This is a genomic window from Spirosoma liriopis, assembly GCF_023196085.1.
Classification (GTDB): Bacteria; Bacteroidota; Bacteroidia; order Cytophagales; family Spirosomataceae; genus Spirosoma; species Spirosoma oryzicola.
In genome coordinates this window covers 21,345-39,458 of sequence record NZ_JALPRF010000016.1, presented here as the reverse complement: position 1 = coordinate 39,458, position 18,114 = coordinate 21,345, and the positions used below count along the sequence as shown (strand labels likewise).

Annotated in this window: 16 protein-coding genes; 8 read left to right on the top strand and 8 right to left on the bottom strand. The window is 36.3% G+C overall.

Going from position 1 to position 18,114, the window contains the following annotated elements; all coding sequences use genetic code 11:
- Positions 1 to 200: 200 nt before the first annotated feature.
- The 8 genes from M0L20_RS29815 to M0L20_RS29780 form a co-directional block, all read right to left on the bottom strand.
- A complete protein-coding gene (locus M0L20_RS29815; RefSeq protein WP_248480975.1) occupies positions 201 to 911 on the bottom strand; it encodes a hypothetical protein in 711 nt (236 codons plus the stop codon).
- Positions 911 to 2,116, bottom strand: coding sequence for an aminotransferase class I/II-fold pyridoxal phosphate-dependent enzyme (locus M0L20_RS29810; RefSeq protein WP_248480974.1), 1,206 nt, complete (start codon positions 2,114 to 2,116; stop codon positions 911 to 913). Before M0L20_RS29810 ends, M0L20_RS29815 begins: the two co-directional genes overlap by 1 nt.
- A gap of 744 nt (positions 2,117 to 2,860) precedes the next feature.
- Positions 2,861 to 3,853, bottom strand: coding sequence for a DUF8464 domain-containing protein (locus tag M0L20_RS29805; RefSeq protein ID WP_248480973.1), 993 nt, complete (start codon positions 3,851 to 3,853; stop codon positions 2,861 to 2,863).
- 392 nt (positions 3,854 to 4,245) lie between these two features.
- Positions 4,246 to 5,175, bottom strand: coding sequence for a replication protein RepA (locus M0L20_RS29800; RefSeq protein ID WP_248480972.1), 930 nt, complete (start codon positions 5,173 to 5,175; stop codon positions 4,246 to 4,248).
- Positions 5,172 to 5,468, bottom strand: a complete 297-nt coding sequence (locus tag M0L20_RS29795) for a hypothetical protein (protein ID WP_248480971.1) — start codon at positions 5,466 to 5,468, stop codon at positions 5,172 to 5,174. The genes M0L20_RS29800 and M0L20_RS29795 overlap by 4 nt, the downstream gene beginning before the upstream one ends.
- Complete coding sequence (locus M0L20_RS29790) at positions 5,437 to 6,108, bottom strand: AAA family ATPase (protein ID WP_248480970.1); 672 nt, start codon at positions 6,106 to 6,108, stop codon at positions 5,437 to 5,439. The genes M0L20_RS29795 and M0L20_RS29790 overlap by 32 nt, the downstream gene beginning before the upstream one ends.
- A gap of 1,146 nt (positions 6,109 to 7,254) precedes the next feature.
- Entirely contained in the window at positions 7,255 to 7,443 is a 189-nt protein-coding gene (locus M0L20_RS29785) for a hypothetical protein (RefSeq protein WP_248480968.1), read from the bottom strand.
- A gap of 607 nt (positions 7,444 to 8,050) precedes the next feature.
- Positions 8,051 to 8,722, bottom strand: a complete 672-nt coding sequence (locus M0L20_RS29780) for a recombinase family protein (RefSeq protein WP_248480966.1) — start codon at positions 8,720 to 8,722, stop codon at positions 8,051 to 8,053.
- Between the two features lie 1,205 nt (positions 8,723 to 9,927).
- Here M0L20_RS29780 and M0L20_RS29775 point away from each other — a divergent pair.
- From M0L20_RS29775 to M0L20_RS30465, 8 genes are read left to right on the top strand one after another with little or no spacing between them, the layout of a single operon-like run.
- A complete protein-coding gene (locus M0L20_RS29775; protein WP_248480964.1) occupies positions 9,928 to 10,191 on the top strand; it encodes a hypothetical protein in 264 nt (87 codons plus the stop codon).
- A gap of 13 nt (positions 10,192 to 10,204) precedes the next feature.
- Positions 10,205 to 10,468, top strand: a complete 264-nt coding sequence (locus tag M0L20_RS29770) for a hypothetical protein (protein ID WP_248480962.1) — start codon at positions 10,205 to 10,207, stop codon at positions 10,466 to 10,468.
- A 48-nt stretch (positions 10,469 to 10,516) separates the two neighbouring features.
- Complete coding sequence (locus M0L20_RS29765; protein WP_262924064.1) at positions 10,517 to 11,575, top strand: glycosyltransferase family 2 protein; 1,059 nt, start codon at positions 10,517 to 10,519, stop codon at positions 11,573 to 11,575.
- Entirely contained in the window at positions 11,572 to 12,417 is an 846-nt protein-coding gene (locus M0L20_RS29760; RefSeq protein ID WP_248480958.1) for a hypothetical protein, read from the top strand. Before M0L20_RS29765 ends, M0L20_RS29760 begins: the two co-directional genes overlap by 4 nt.
- Positions 12,418 to 12,421: 4 nt before the next feature.
- Positions 12,422 to 13,411, top strand: coding sequence for a hypothetical protein (locus M0L20_RS29755; protein ID WP_248480956.1), 990 nt, complete (start codon positions 12,422 to 12,424; stop codon positions 13,409 to 13,411).
- Positions 13,412 to 13,425: 14 nt separating this feature from the next.
- On the top strand, positions 13,426 to 14,619 hold the full coding sequence (locus M0L20_RS29750; protein WP_248480954.1) for a lanthionine synthetase LanC family protein: 1,194 nt from the start codon (positions 13,426 to 13,428) through the stop codon (positions 14,617 to 14,619).
- Between the two features lie 21 nt (positions 14,620 to 14,640).
- Positions 14,641 to 15,942: an HlyD family secretion protein gene (locus tag M0L20_RS29745; RefSeq protein WP_248480952.1), complete on the top strand. Its 1,302-nt coding sequence runs from the start codon at positions 14,641 to 14,643 to the stop codon at positions 15,940 to 15,942.
- A gap of 54 nt (positions 15,943 to 15,996) precedes the next feature.
- Entirely contained in the window at positions 15,997 to 16,716 is a 720-nt protein-coding gene (locus M0L20_RS30465) for a CPBP family intramembrane glutamic endopeptidase (RefSeq protein ID WP_354004311.1), read from the top strand.
- The last annotated feature ends 1,398 nt before the right edge of the window (positions 16,717 to 18,114 follow it).

Genomic DNA, 18,114 nt, shown 5'->3' with positions numbered 1-18,114 from the left:
TCGATACTTTTAAGAACTCTACTCATAGAAACGGACAGTTTAACGGATAAATAGCATTGACAGTCAATTACTTACATCATCCATACGGATAAATCACGGGTAAATATATCTTAATGTACACGAATAACTATTGATTATGAACACATTGACCTGGGAGGCAAGCATACGAATGACGCGTAGCGGCATTCCGGCTTGCTCTTTTACAAGACCGTATCACGCTCACGCACCCGGATGGCTTTTTTTGCTTTTTCATGTTTGATCAAGCTGCTAATGTTACACCTGGTAGTTAACGACAATGTACTACCGCGGTAAGACCCCATTGATGAAGCGAAGACAGTTTTGGAGAATTGACCCATCAAGCGAAAGCTAAGAACTCCAGTTGTTTCTAAACCTGCATTTAGACCATATTCAAAACGATTGTTCTCTAAAGGAAAAGTGAACTCGCCAAGTTGATTACGGAGTGATTCATTCTTTCGGAACTGGCAAAACGGGCCAGCGATCACATACAGTTCGCATACGGATAGAAAGATTCGCTTCTTTATCGGTACGGCTACTTCAACAACATTGTTACCTAGGGTCCATATACTTTGAGTACCCTGTAGAGTCTGCATTGATCGATTTACAACCCTTATTGATTGTTTTATGACGTTGTGACCGTACCGTATCTCTGGCTCTAACTCAAACTTTTTCAAAGGAACGACCTTTGATAAGCCAAAATCATAACCAAGACCCGGTTTAAAATCCCACAAATTAGCAAACGCGTTAGGTAAGGCAATGAATCGCGGAACCATATCGTAATCAACGATGGAAGTCCTAACGCCTGCGAATACTCGAAATCCTTGGCCGTGTGCGTCATTAGTCATGCTACTCATTGACCATAAGGTCAGAAGTGTAGGTAGGTACATTTTCATTACATATGCTCGGTTTGGTTATTAATGTTGAGTTCTTGATTTAGAATCGAGAAAGCGCGTAGTGTTTCCTCGATGTCTTTCTCGTCATGCAATGCAGTTGCGATGAGTCGCAGAATCATTTGCCCTTTTGGAATGACAGGGTACACAACTACACTACAGAATACGCCGTATTTGTAGCGGAGTTGCTGAATGAAGTTGTTAGCTACTTCGTCCTCGCATTGCAAATAGATCGGGGTAATTGGACTGCATGTATCGCCTATGTTGTAGCCGCTCTGCTTCAAGCCTTCTTGCAAATGTTTGGTATTTCTCCACAACTTAGCCCTTCTTTCTTCGCCTTCCTCTTTAAGAAGTTGAAGTTTGAATAGAACACTAGCCACGTTAATTAAGGGTAGGGTGCGGCCAAACGTCTGACTTCTGAGGTTGTACCGAAAATGGTCGATGAATCCCTTATCGGCTGCCACAAAGCCGCCAATGATTGCCGCTGACTTAGCGAAAGTGCTTATGTAAATATCTACTTCGCTGATTAGTTCGCCTACTGATCCCCGCTCTCCGAATGTCAACCATCCATGCGCATCGTCTACTAACAACGTAAAATCATAGCTTTGCTTAAGGCTCAAAATTTCGTTTAACCGGGCGGTATCACCCCGCATACTGTATACACCATCGACTAGGACAAGAGTTTCGGCTTCCGGCTTCTTACCTGAGTGGTCAAGGTGTTTTCTTAAGTGTTCGACATCATTATGCCTGAACGAGTGTTTGGCTCCCTGATGAAGCCGAACTCCGTCAATCAGCGATGCGTGTACTCCTTGATCGTAGATGATAATATCATTGCGGTCAACTAAGCTGTCGACTACCGACATGATGCCCTGGTAGCCAAAATTGAGCAGCAACACTTCCTTTCGTACAAGCTGTCTGATTTCATGTTCCAACCGCTCGTGATAGTCCGTGTTACCGGTTAACAGCCGGGAACCAGCAGGGTAGCCAGCGCCATACTTTTTAACAACCTCCGTCTCTGCTTCAATGACCCTTTCATCCGACTGAAGTCCTAAATAGTCATTAAAACTCCAAACAATCACCTGTTTGCCCTTGAAATGCATCCTGCTTCTCAAAGGTCCTGTCAGCTTGGGGTAGATATACTCACCTTGATACTCAGCGTAGTTACTGAAGCCGTTTTTTCTGCTGTTGAGTTTGTCTAAAAGGCTCATATTAATTCAAAGAAAACCAAACCAAACACGATCCCCACAATCAACGCCAGCCATATTCCTGTACCAGCTCTATCAATTTCACTAATGCCGTACCTTCCTTCATTCGGCCATAGACAAAAGAAAGAGATCCATACTATAACCAAGATCCAAAGAAATATTATTACTGGATGTGGCATGTCAGGTAAGTTTTCTGCCTTTAGACATGTACAAAAGTGCAGATGCTGGGAGAATCAAGGCGAACGACCACAAAAAAAGGTTATATAAAGAAGAACTCTCATCAAACAAGTTTAGCAGTAGTAACCCTATTATCCAGAAGGATATAAAGACTACGCATATGATAAGCAGACCGAGTATGAATGCTTCTACCCCAGTAGCACCGAAAGGGGTTGCTCGTACAAAGCTCACAAAAAGTACAGGAAGTAATAGTCCGTCTACCATCACGAGTATTGCAAGGGTCCAAAAGCTCTTAAGTATCTCCATAAAACCCACTATGTTGATTTAAATATGTGTACGTTTTACTGTATTTAAGATTAGTGGACGAATAGGATCTAACCAGGTACGAAACCAGTGTCCTCATTCGTGTTCGACAGCATGAAATGATATTACTAATATACTAATTAAATAGAATTATCGAACAATGGTATTAACAACTACAAACATAGTTAACAATCTTTTTTCTTTTTGCAAACGCGCGCCTTTTGTGAGTGGACGCCCACATTCGTACGAAATGCTCCTTTTGTCAAGCTAGTCAATTTTAGGCGTTTTCTTAAGGGGTAATAGTGAAGCTATAGAATAGGTTAGTCCTAACTGGGCTTCTCGGGCCTCGGTCCAGTCTTTGAAGCCTAAATACAGATGAGATCGCTCTCCTATCCCCCACTCTTGGCGCATTAAGAAATCTAGTAGTTTTTGGTATGCGCGTTGACCGCTTTCATCCAGGTGAGGGTACTGGATCATGTGGCCTGCTGGTAGGCTGTCCAAATAGCCGATGGCCTTATCGACCAAGCTGTCACTGTTGATAATCAAGTAATGGTAAGCTCCTATAGGAGGTTTGTCAACGCTAAGAAAGGTGCCAAAATCGATCAGACTGTAGAAGGTGTGCCAAGGGGCGGCTTCTTTAGCGGCCTTAAAGATAGTCACATCCTTGTGGCCAACAGCTGTTTTCTTCCAGTCCCCATGTCGACGGAGTTCATAGCCGCCTGAGACATTGGGTATACCGAAACCGTAGCGTTTCTTGCCATCTTCGCCTGAATAAATCACCTCTTCCAGATAAGGGGCAAATCGTTCGGCATTAATGCCTCGAGTTCCCAGATATAATGAAGCTTTGGTGAGGAAACTACCGTGTCCATAAACCCGAAACGGGTGGTGTTCCAAAATAGTAAAGGCTGGTTCTTTGCTAACAGGGAGCCAGGAACGGATCATCGATGAGTGCTTGTAGGCTGTCGATCCGACTACTGTCTGCATAAAAGCCAACGCCATTTTAAGCTGTTCCCTATCTAGTCTAGGTGGCAAGGATAATTTCGTCGCCAAGCGAAAAGCCAGGTCAATAATATTGCCCCCTCGTCCGTCACCAAAGTCTTTCCAAGCGCGTCCATCCAGGGTTACATGAAAGGAGGGTGTCTCTTCGGAGCGGAAGGGGCTCAAATAACGGTATTCCTTTGCTGTAGCCTTTACTGGCTGATAGCCTAGCTGCTGCAAAAAGTCGTTGATCGATAAGGCTTTGGCTTGGTCGAGATTCACACCGTAAGATTAGTAATTAACAAATGAAAAGCCAATAAATATTTTCGTTACATTTTTTAGTAAAATAGTTATAAAACTACTCTTTTAGTTGCCGCGCCCTTTAATTCATTTTTCAACAGCCTCATTCGCTAAATAAAGGATGTTCTTTTTTGATAAAGGTATTCTTATATTGGTTTGTGTGACAATTTAGCAGCCGCTTTTGTGATAATTTAGCAGTAGATAAAGTTGACAAAATAGCAGTGGATAAATGCTAAAAAACAGGCTTACGTGATTCCTTATGTGGAAAAGATTTTAAGATAACTGATACTTTATCACATATACTGAAATAAAATACTGATTATCAGCGGTATATAAACAGATTTTTATTAATAAATCGCAAAACTGAGATTTTATCACACTTTTGCATCTAAACCGCTGGATAACAACCGCTTAGGTATTGGAGTTTGACTAAAATGCAAGGTTAATCCCCGTGTTCCTTTTTCTTCAACACGTGCATCAGTGTATAGGCTTTTTACTAATCGATGCACTTTTTTGAAATTGGCTCGGAAATCGACCATCCGATTATAATCACCTCCGAATTGATCCTTAATCGTCTGCCAGGCAAGGAACTGCGGCTTATTTGACTGTATGCGATGCAGTCGGTGCGCCAGGAACGTGTACCAGTCGATAGCCGTGGCATTATTACTTAAGGCCGTCAGATGGCTCTTGGCCAGCGGAACGGCATGTTCCATCAGATTGGCAAAGTATAGCTCTGATAGTTCGATTTCTGACGGCCATAACATCAGTTGATCAGGGTGTTTCTCCGGGAACAGCGTGAACCCGCTGACTAGTGGCATATTAATATTCTTTTGTCCTTCTTGGCCATCATAGGTCATGCGGATTACGCAAGATGCCAAGCGGCTAATTTGATCCCGGACGGCGTTTATCTGGCTCCCACCCTCGCTAAGGCCCATGTAATTATTGAAGTCGGTCACACTACTGGCCGGCATGTCAATCTTACGATTTTGCGTCTTCAGCGCGATCGTATTGAGATGCGCTAGGATTAGACGAGCCTTTACACCATATGGTAGCCCCAGGTATTGCAGCTCATGCGACACAGGGTTACGCACGGGCATCGGCATAACATACAGGCTGAACTTGCCGCTCTCTGCCTGCCAGATCTCATTAGGAGCTAGACCCGGCTCTCTACGAGGCAAGTAACAATGTGCCATGACCGACGATTGAAACAACATGTCCCGATCATCTGGCTCCTCCTGGAACGCTTCATAAATCAGCTTTGTACGACGTTTAGCAACCGGTGTAAGATCTTTTTTAGTACTCATTTCCGTGCTAATTTTTGTGCTGAATCCCGATTCAGTTTCTCCAGCACAGCCTCGACAATCCAATCATGTGTTGATATGCCCAACTTCGGACTGCCAGGCTTGCGTGGGCGCGACGCCCGGAGCGCGTTGATCTGGCGAAGAATGCCTTTTGTAAGACGGGTGTTAATATGAGCAGGTTTCTCGTCCTCGTCGTTCGACTGCTCGTCGGCAGGTTTCAGTCCTTTATTGATCACGGCCTCAATATCGGCCTCTGTAGGAGCTTTACGCTTCGGTGGTGCTGTTGATACGGGCATTGTATACGGAGTCAAAAAGATCGTTCAATTCAGTAATTGCTTTCTGGTCTGGCTGTTCGGCCTCGAAGACAGTAAGGCCCTTCGCCCCTGTCGATGGGAAGGCCTTTCTGTTCTTGATAGCATGGGGCAGGAAACCAAGATTAGCCATACTAGCTAATGCCTCGGCAGCTTCGCGGTTGTCAGCGCTAGTAATGTCAGCGCGATTAAGGAAGCTGTGCACCGTCAACTGATTGGAGCGGGTCGCTTGGATCTCTCCTAGCACTTTGGTCAGCTTAGTGAGTGTCCATACGTCATGACTGCGTGGCTGTACAGGCACTAGAGCAATGTCAGCTACAAATAGTGCAGCACGTTGGCTGGTCGTGTCTCGGCCCCCTGTGTCGATGATCACATGGTCGTACTTGGGCTTCATCGTCTCAACCTGTTTGCGCAGGTTCGCGCCCAACAACTGCACTAGCGTATAACCGACATTGCCGTCCAGTGTATGCTCCCGCCAGGCGGTGAAGTCGCTGACGGTGGCTTGGTCGTCAGCATCTACTAGAAGCACATCCTTGCCCTGCCTGGCTAGCCAGACGGTTAGATGCTCGGCAATGGTGCTGCGGCCACTACCACCCTTGACACCTGCTGTTACAAATACTGCCATTTCTTGTGCTATTAATGATGCGGCAAGTAATACTTATTTCAACATAAAAACAAGCATTGAAATAACATTATTTTTAGTGCTAAATTTATGTTGTTTCCAGTGCTAAAAGAAATTCGGTTAATTCGAGATAAAACCTAGAAAGTCAAGGGATTACGAATTAATATTAAGACGGTAAACTTGTCATTTTGCCAGATAAAGATGCATCGCGGCCATTTGCATAACAGTATTGTTAATTGTAATTTGCTCATAGTATACACCGCTTTCGCATAGGTACTAATCGGATATTCAGCAATGAAGTCGGTTATCGGTTCCACTTGGATGTCATAGCGGGGATTTATACATTCCAGTTATAGCAAAAAGATCAATGTCAGCCGTGGTTTGCCAATGCCAAAATCCATCAGCATAAGCCTGTTTTGAATGACCGGGGTCGATATGCGTCAGCAGGATTGGAAAAGAGCCAATTCGGTTTTCTAACTGTATTGTAATTAAGCGCTCCGGTACCTACGTGATGTCAAATCAATAAAGTACCAGAAACCTACCGGCACTGGCTGAAGGGCTGGTTTAGCTTTGCTAGCGAATCGATTGTAGCCAGGCTATTCGCCGACTTGCTTGCCTAATCAAAACCGCTCGACTCACTTCTTTTCAGCTGCACACGGGGCCGCTGCTTACGTCGACTTCAAAAAATAGTTCTGAATCCGTTTTGCTATACCAGATCGCGTTTTCACGTTGTTCAGTGCTTGGTGCATTACGATTCGCATACTGCACTTTATAATACCGGCTCTTAGGCATGGACTCATGTTTTTCCAAGATTTTAGTAATGGCGCGCCCCCTATTCTCTGCTATTATAGTCACCTACTATTAGTCAAATCGAGGTTTTATATTTATAAATCATTCTGTAAAGTAATGGTCTGAATCAAGAATAGGCCACAACTGCTCTGTATAGTTTTCTATTTAAATCGTCATGAGATCCCATATTAAAACCGTAGTCCGATGGGCTTATAGGCCCACTGGCAACCGAATAGTGTCGGTTTCCACCGCATTACTCTCGTTTAGCTTTCGGTCACGCAGCCAAATTTGAAATTTGACGGGTTGTAATTTAGCCGCGCTCGTGTAGGCAAATAGCTGACCATAATCCAACGTACCCACTTAGAGCAAAACGGAACTGGTTGGCCCTCTGCCCAAGTCAACGAACAGCTTGTGTACAGCTGGCTGGGGAATCTCCTCGCCCCCCTGTCCGTCAACCGAAAGCCCGAATTTGATAATTACCCCACAGCTAATTGCCAAACACCGTCTGGAGCCGTGTGGAGTCACGACTGTTTTCTCCCAGGTCGCCATCGCTGAAAATGATGGTGGCAATGACCGAATCGCGTTTGGGTTAAGTAGTGTTAGCCTCCAGCGTAACTTTGCGCAATGATTTATAAGCGATAAAAGGCGTGGCGTCAAGGGGGGGCTCCTTCTTTAAGCAAGCGCAAGCGAATCCCAACAGTGCGATTAAAGTCAGCGCTTTATGTATTGATAAGCGATTCATAACGAAGTGGTTTTTAGTAGTAATTTTATAGATACTGGGTGAGTGGCAATCGATGGACTTGGTTAAACTGTCTTTTAAGAACGTCCTTTCAACTGATACTTCATAACTATCATAGCTGAGACAAACGTGGTCTGTTATACGCATCAATTGAACAATTACCCCAAAAGTCCTTTTCCCAAAAACCAAAGCACGCTTACTTAAGGATGTGGAAGAGATATCGGATCAACTACCCCTGCAACCCAAACAACCCGCTCTTTAACAACAGCAGTTCGAGGCGGCTAATGATTTTCTGACCATGTGTGATCAGGTCTCGACGAGCTATGACAGTGGCTATTACTAGGAAGACGCATAAGGGACTTTACGCATCGCCGCAGGCCTAGAAAAATGGCTGCAGCGGCCGACCGTCTGCCTAAATTATTTATCGACTTGCTGCTTGGCCAATCGCATCACTTGAGTGGCTTGAAAATGGCCACCCCGCGCTGTCTTAAATCCGGCTCGATTTAGGCGTCTGGCCATCTCTACATAGCTTAGATTAGCAACTGATAGGGCGTGAATCAACTCCGATGCCTTTCGGTTGTTTTCGTTGTTAGCCGCTCGATCTCGATTCGACTGAGCGGCTTTAGCCAACACCTCGGGCCTAAGAAACGAGTTTGCCCCCTTACGCCATTGGCCCACCCGAAGCAATTTCTCATCCAGCGCTTTCTTGGTACGCTCTCCAATCATCTTGCGTTCCTGCTGAGCCAGAGCGGCGAAGATATGAATCGTGAACTCATTGGCATCGGGCATATCAGCACAGACAAAGCTGACTTTAGAATCCATCAATGAAGACACAAAGGTCATGTTCCGACTCAGCCGGTCAAGCTTGGCAATGACCAGCCGTGCGTTGTGGCGGTTTGCATAGTCAATGGCCTTCCCTAATTCAGGCCGTTGATCATTCTTGCCTGATTCGATGTCACAAAATTCAGCTACCAGCAGCGTTTGCTCTTTGACAAAACGGAGTACACTGCTGCGTTGGGCATCGAGGCCTAATCCGGACTGGCCTTGCTTTTTAGTAGAGACTCGGTAGTAAGCGACGAAGGTTTGCATGGTGCAAGATAGTTTTACATAACTAGTATGAACATTCTAGATATGTAAAACTAAAAAAATGTGGCTCACAAGCACAGCTTGATGCAAAAAAGCACCAAACGCATACAAATCAATAGTCAGAGTAAGTTGATTAATCGTTATTCACCTAACACACAACCAATACTTGTAGTTAATCCTGATTGTCTAAAACGACAATAAACATTGTTCAGATATGACTATTATTGGCAATACCGAGTAACGCCAACAATCCATATTAGGTAAGCTTAGACAGTACTACATTTAAATAACTACCAAATGAGCTCATTGCTGTTCTTAGCTGCAGTGTTACTTAATTTGTTAGATCATTTTTGCAAATTATTAAAATACCTCACAACCGTAAATCCAATATATTTTATTTGCTATATTAATATAAATCAATATAATATATAATTATACTTCAAACACGGCAGTTTTATATTTTGCACATTAACTTTGTTATATCTGCAAAATAAAGTATCAACTAAAATTTCAAAAAATAGTAAACTACTGTTGAATTCAGAAATGTAAAACTATTCTGTTCAAGAACCATTGATCACATCTATTGATTGAACAAGATTACAAACTCTGCGGTATAAAATATTTTCTTAGGTCAATAACTTGTAATAAACACTTTTTATATCTAACTGTATCTGGTATGTATATATAGAATATGCGCCTAAACTAAATACTTATATGACTATATTTTGTACCTAAATCATATATAAATGATTGAATATCAGTCTATTAAAATAGATGAATACTTTGTTTAATTACTTACAATAGTCATATAGGTTAGTAAACAAATTAAACACAGTATTATATTAATTTATTATCATATTTACATTATAAAAAATGCCTAGTAGTATATTTCCATGATTTTTGTTAAAAATCCATTAAAATAAACGAGTAGATAACGGAACCTTGTGCGTTAAGAAATAAGAAGTGAGAAAATACCTTGATTTTATATAACCAATATGTGACTCATTAAATGATAATGGTAACTAAGTATGAACTATCAATTATTGTTAACAGATATCTGATATAACCTCAAATGAATATGCATCCTTGATACATAAAAAATATTACAGTACTAAGCTGTATGTATGTATAAACAAAACCTATAAAATATGGAAAGAAAAAAAAATTAGGTGAAACAATAAAATATTATTCAAAAAAATTGTAAACAAATGGAAAACAAGCCAGGATTAAAAAAACTTTCAATCAACAAGGAACTGATTGAAAAACTAAACAACAATCAAGAGCAACTATTCGGTGGATACGGTAATACCGTTGTAGTCTCTGCCTCTGCGGTGTGCTCAGGGGTATGCGAAAGTGCAATATGTACAAGTATCTTTTGTGGATCGCATTTTGCATGTGGAACTTCAGTATGTGCCGCAGATCCTGGTGGATGTGGTAACTATAATTGTGTTGGTATAACTGTTAAACTATAATCAAACGAAGCAAATGGAAAATAAATCCGGATTAAAAAAACTTTCAATTAACAAAGATTTGATTGAAAAACTAAATAACAATCAAGAACAACTATTCGGCGGCTATGGCAATACTGTTGTAGTAAATGAGAGCGCTGTTTGTTCAGGAATCTGTGAAAGTGCAATATGCAGTAGCACTTTTTGCGGATCACATTTTGCATGTGGAACAACAGTATGTGCCGCAGATCCTGGTGGATGTGGTAACTACAATTGTGTTGGTATAACAATTAATAGATAACATACAAGTGGGACATTTAAGAATGTCCCACTTGCAATTAATATTGCAATGAACAAAAAGATCTCCATATGTACAGTCTGTATGAATCGTACATACCATTTAAAAAAAACACTGATTAAAAATCTTGAAGATAATAGTGATGATCAAGATTTAGAATACGTGTTATTAAACTACAACTCAGGGGACGATATGGAAGACTGGGTAAAAAAAGACCTGCAAACGTATATAGACTCTGGAAAGCTTGTTTATTATAGAACATACGAGCCCAATTTCTTTTCCCAAAGCCATTCTAGGAATATGGCTTATAAATTAGCTAGTGGAGACATTCTTTGCAACATAGATGCTGACAATTTTACAGGTATAAACTTCTCAAAATACGTTTTAGAGTTATTTAGAAGTAAAAATATATTTTTAAGCGCTGCTATTAGTAGCGATGAATCTAAAGATACAGGAATACTTGGTAGAATTTGTTTACTTAAAAAAGATTTCTTAAAAATAGGAGGATATGATGAAGGCATGAAAGGATATGGTTATGAGGATACAGATCTAAAATTAAGATTAAGATCAATAGGTAATGAGGAAGTTTTTATAAATAAGCGCTATTGCGAGTATATACAACACCAAAATGATGTAAGAGTATCAAACGAAAAGCTCGCATATCTCATTAAAGTAATACTTTTAAAAAAAGAGACTTACTATAAAAGTAGTTTATATTTTTTGTATACAAACGGTGAATGCGAGCAGTATCAAGTTATTGATAACTATTTTGTAAAATCAAAAAGTGTAGAAAACTGTTTTTATGAGAAAGGTAAAAAGACTTGGAAACATGGATTAAATATTGTTAATAAGTTCCATTGGATATTAAAAGATCAACAGATTGAATTAAAGAATAAGAAAGGTGTTGAAGCATATTTTAACTTAAGTGAATTTTCCATAATAGATATAAGAACAGAGATTGAAGAAATGTATATATTAAAATCTACGATTGTAAACAGGAATTTAATGGAAAAAAGTGCTCAGCAAAATAAAATTATAAAAAATCTTAAAGGCTTTGGAAGAGGTATCGTATACAAAAACTTTGATCTATCTAAAAAAATAACACTATGATTGCATATAACAAATCACATACAATAGCCATTTATTATGGAGAAGGTAGCTGGATTGATATCATTGAAAAATGTTTAATACCATACATTGCAAAAACAAGTCAAAATAACTTGACAATTATTATGTATTTAAATAACTTAAAAGGAGATAACATACAAATAAAATATATCGGTGAAGATATTAATATAAAGAATTGTATGAAACAGGCAAAAAAAACATTTCTCAAGTACGTAAATAAAAACCCATCAGAAAGAAAATCTTCACATAAAGATCAATATTTTTTTAACGTTCCAAATAACACTGTTCACTATATGAACGTTATGATTGAAGAAAAAGGAGTAAGTATTAATGAAGATGAACAAATACTTATGTTGAAACTTCTAAAATCCTTACCTCAAACTTTAATCAATCCTTCACATAAAACCGAAAATTTAGACAACGTAATTTTTGAGATTTGTTTAACTTTAAATTTCTTAATTGTAAAAATTTTAAGCTTAGACAAATCTTTTCACGAAAAAATTTACCAAGACTTATTCAATCATTCTTACTTGTGTAACAATTACACTGATGACTACCTTTCAAAATTAAATGTAGAATTTGAAGCTAATTTTGATTATTTTAATGATTTGTACATGTCTGATGAATACTTACAAAATAAATACTATAACCTATTTATGGATTTTTGCTTATGTTTGAAAGGTAAGATGCATAATTCTAGTGAAGAATACAAAAAAAACTTACTAATGTTAATAATATCTGAAATAGACACTTTTTATAGCAAAAAATTTAATCAATATTTATTTTTTATGCTTCATAGATACTTTGCCAAACTTAACAACTAATGCTATGGAAAGCATAAACGACTTAACTCTTTTTCTCGCAAACGAACTATGTTGTGATAGTCAACAACTAGAAATCAAAGAAATTGATTATAGAAATGCATTTTCAACTAAAGATGTCATTTTCAATACATTCTTAGCTTATAGCGATAAAGAAGACTTAGAGGCTATAATAAAAATTATCAATCTATACACAAATGCGGTAGAAGACATAAAAATGGGCAACTCAAAAATTGCAGCTACAAAATTTGATAGGGCTGATAATTATCTAAATGCCCTATATGACAATGAGATATCCTTCGCATTAATCAACTGCTTTGCCATTCCGGCAAAAGCTTTACTAATGTATAATACACAAAATTATTATTCAGCCTTTAAAATTTTGAAAGAGTCCTTTCACTATTATGACAAAATAATAGACTACAATCCAACTTTTTTCCAAGCTTTCAAAATTACACAAATGTACCATTTATGTAAAGTACTTATTAAATCTGATCATGAATTACTTAGTTTAAAAATAATGACTAATATACTATCTTATCTTATTTTAGGTAATGTACCTAAAATAAAAGGAAGTTTCGAAGCAAAAAACGTTTCAAACATGCCAAAAGAAATACTTAGCAGTCTTACCGCAATATTTGTAATTGAACTAGTCTATGTCTTTGCAGAAATTCAATTAAGAAAAAAACACTATGAGAAAAAATACTTTCATTTTATATATGATATTTTAGGTAAAATAAAACCCGTAAACTATGAACAAACTCTATTATACAACTGGTTGAAAACTAAATATAAATTCTACAATGAAGAGTATAATGACTTTGCCATTGAGGGTGCAAAAGTTTACAATAATATAAAAGTAAAAAACTTTGATGTAATAAAGTTTTCGCTTTTGTTAGATTTCCTTCAATTGAAAAATACAAACTATGAAGATGAAAACTACAAAAAACTGTTAGCTAAAAGATCAGATTTAAGTTTAAAAAGTAATCTTTTATAATTTATATTATTGGTATGGATCATTTAATTGTTTCAAAAACAGATTACATTTATAAAATCGGCAAACAGTACAATGATGAGATACTAAAAAAAATTGATTCTTTCAGTATACGTGATGGTCTATTAACTGGTAAAGCTGGCTACTTATTATTGTTACATAGTTTATACAAGAAAAGTAATAATGAAAAATATTTTATTTGTATAGAAAAACTTTCATTAGATTTAATAAACAACATTAATAGTAAAAATTCCATAAATGGATCTTACGCTGAAGGCTTAATAGGAGTTTTCTATTCTATGTACACAATTGTTAACAACAAATATTGTTTAATTAATGACTCACAATTTGAAACGATAGATGAACACGTCTATAATTGGACTAAAGAAAAAATATTAAGTAGTGATTTTGATTTTATGTACGGTGGAATGGGTGGCTTGTTTTATTTGCTAACTAGAGTAGATTGCAACACTGTAAACAAAATAAGGGTTAAAAATCTTATAAATTGTTTAAATATTTCATCTATTAAAAATTTAAACAAAATTTATTTCATTAATAAAAATAAAAATTTTGATGGAAGTCAAATTGCTACTGGTCTTGCACATGGCATGCTAAGTATACCAATTTTATTATTAAAAGCTATTAGACTTGGTATAGAGGCAGAACTGTGTCACACAATAATAGGTTCTATAATAAATTTTTATAATCATTTGTATCTTGAAAGATTTAATAAAACTACAGATCCATTGTTTCCATTATACATTAATAGTTTTGATTACTCTAAGAAGTACATACCTAAATTAGCTTGGTGTAACGGAGATTTAATAATTGGATACATGTACATATTAGCTGGTGAATATTTAAATAACAAAGATTATTTAAACATGGGCCTTGAAATTCTTAAAGGTACAGTTCCGAAAAAAAGCTATGAACAGACCGGTATTACGAATATAGAATTATGTCACGGTTCATCAGGAATCTCCTTTATTTATAAAATAATATATGATAAGACTGGTATAAACTCCTTTTATGAATCTTATTTGTACTGGTTAGAAGTTACATATAATAAGATAATAGACAAAGATAAATACCTATACAAAGTTTTAGAAAACAATTTTTCTATCTTAGATGGCTTTACTGGTGTGATGCTATCCATCGACGATGATTTGGAAATTAAATCTTTACTTTATAACTTTTTATTATTAGATTGACAAACGTTTTGGTTTAAATACATGAGAGATAGAGAATTAGATATGCCTGTTGAAAATGATGTTTACGTAGAACATATTGAGAAGAAGTATGATAAGTCTTTCAGACTTTTAATCAAACTTAATGCCATTACAGTTTCTGTTATAGCTATAGTGATTGCATATTTTGGAATTATAATAAGCTATCCAGATGTAGTTAGTGGAGAGATGATTATAAGAAGTAATATTAAACCACAGCCTATTATACCAGTTATTGATTCAAAAATTTCTCGACAAGTAAAGTTTGATGGAGATCATGTTAATTTAAATGACATAATATTTTATTTGGAAACCTTAGCGGATTATAAAGAAGTAGAGAACTTAAAATCCTGGCTATCTGATTTAACAAACTTATTGACTGGTAGCAACTTTCTAAATTATAAATACACTACAAAGTATTTAAGAAACTTAGGTGAACTTCAACAGAACTATGAAACTTTTTACATGAATTTTAATCTAATAAAATCAAACATTAACGAAAACTCGTATATAGATAGAATAAAAACATTAAATATTGAACTAGATGAATTTAAAAAGCTAGATAGTTCTTTAAATAAACAAAGATTATATCTAAATTCTGATTTAAAATTAAGTAAAGAAGAATATGATGCTTACGTCCTTTTAGAGAAAGACAAAGTTGCCTCGAAATTTGAACTGAATTCTTATGAAAGCAGATATATTAGTAAAAGGAATTCGATAGAACAATTAAATACTACTATTATATCAAATCGTTTGAATATTTCAAATAAGCAAAAAGAATTGTATGATTTTAAAGCGTCTATTAATGAAAAAAGACTTTTGTTACTCGAGCTTATTGGAAAGCTTAAGTCTGATATTGTAACATGGGAGTCGGTACATACTATTGTAGCTCCCACAAGTGGAGTTGTTAGAATGACAAAACCTATTAATGTTGGAGATATAATAACAAGAAGTAAAAATTATGTCTTTATCGTTAATGATACTGGAGGATATGAGGGGGAATTGCTTGTTGCTCAAGATAATTTTGGGAAAATACAGGTAAGTCAACCAGTCTTGATTAAGTTGAATAGTTATCCATCTCATGAGTATGGATCTGTGATGGGTGTGGTTAATCAGATATCTTACGTAGCGAATGCGGACGAAAAGAAGTTTTTAGTATTAATAAAAATACCATCAAATGGCGAAACCTCTTATGGAAGAAAAGTTGTGTTAAAAAATGGTATGACTGCAACGGCAGATGTTGTAACAATACGAAGTAACTTTTTCCAGAGAGTTTTTTATAATTATAGAAAAATGTTGCGGCAATAATCGTTAACATTTTCTATAAGCATTAATAATAAGAAGTATAGATGCTATTGTGATATGAGTTTAAAACTATTTACTAAAATATTATTAGTAAACATAATCATAGTAATCATTATGAATATATGTTTTTACTTTGAATTTTTTAAAGTTCTATTAAGTAATTACATTATATCTATACTTCTGGGTTTACTATTTTTATGTCTACAATTTGCTATAGTTCTTTACATACTCAAGAAAAATAAATTTTGGTTAACAGATCCTTTTCAAAAAAAAAGTATTTTAAAGGGGATAGCTTTAACAGGTATTATACACATTATTATTTATTTATTATCAGTATTTTTTTCAAATGGTATTTTAAATAAAAACATACATATAAAATCAACTTATTTTTTTACATTTATTTTTAACTCTTTACCAAACGCATTATCTGAAGAATGGCTGTATAGATATTTACCATTAAGATATAGTAAACAATTTTCAAAAAAAAGCAAAACATTTTTAGTTATTGTAATAACATTATTAATATTTACAATTATCCATATACCATCTTACATTTTCCAATATAATATCAGTTTAAATCAATTATATATTGTTTTAGCAAATGGAATCTTTTTTTGGTTTATATATTTATCTACAAAAAATCTTTCATTTACAGTAATCTGCCATAGTTTAACTAACCTTCCATTTAACATATATAATCTTAATTATTATATGACATATTTTTACATTGCTGTAACATTTACATGTATAATTTGGTATGTATTGAGAAAAAGATGATCGCTTTATGAATGATATATAGTAATAAATAAGTTATAAATAGTATTATTATTTATCCTATAAATCCGTGAACTAGTCAGCAAAGAAAGCAACTTCTTTTTTAGCATAGAAGGCTAAAATCAATTTCCGATCTTTCTCAAATAGAGTAATTTGTTTCAAAAGCGGGTACTTTCGGGTCTTCCAAGCTTAAAAACACAGATTCATTAGACGTTACTTTAACTGGTCCCAAGCTAATTCGTTGGGATTTAGTTCGAGGTTATACCCTGATTGGTTAAAGCTTCAGATGAACTCGGACAGGCCGCCCACTTAGAGACGCTTTAACGCTTCCATACTATAAATGGGAGCTCCATCCCAGATTACTAACAGATCTCACTTGCGATAGCGATAACAAAGTTTGCATAAAAACCAAGCAATGTATTGACCATTGAAGGTATGATCTTAATTTGCAATGGAGATTAGCCCTTTAGCTGCGATGAAAGCAATCAAGCTAAGATGATCTCGACCCGCCTGTTCTAATACAATGGATGTTTGGCTCGTAGGGGCCCGACTATAGATCAACGTGCGCAATAGGTTGCAGGCTGATTTTTCCACAAATATAATAACATGCCCTTCGATATAGGCTTTTTTTAGGTTCTGGTATATGCACACTTCGTCATTACTCAAAGAGTTGTACATTCTGCTAACAAGATTTAGACTGGGATTTCTGGTGGCTTCAACACACTTTATTTATTACTAGTCGCACTTGAAAAGGACCATAACTGACAACAAATTGCTTTTTAATAGCTTCATTGACGCAGGGTCTAGTTCAAAAGTAACAAGGAAGCCATAATACCTAGCTCCTTTATTAAGTTAATCCACCATATAAACGAGTTGATTTACCGATAAGGGATTTGGTGCACCAATGCGTTTGCGCCAAAGTAGACGGTCTGTCCCTTCGCCCAATAGGGCTTAAAGGTAAGGCTAACCCAACATGGTGTTAAACATAAAGCTTGGGCAATAGCGGCTTGTTTCAAACCACAGTCATTTTGTCCGACACACCGTTTGTATTAAACTTAATATTCCGCTTACTTTTATTTTGCCATGTAAAGGCAAAGTATAAACGTTTAAAGACTTATCAACTGATCTAAACCAGACAGGTCGAAGTCAAATTAAAACTTAAACAAATGGTAGAAGTTAAAACATTTATTTATTATCAACAATAAATTATCTTATTTAATCATAAGGATGTAAAATGAATTTAAAAAGGGGCAGTTATAGGTATAAATTAATAAACTGTATGCAAAATTGATAATTTACTTTGTAAAGATCAACAACCTTAATTAAGAGTAAAAAAATAAATTATGAATAAGCGTTATATAAAAATGACAATTTAAAACGATATTAATTTATTATAAGATA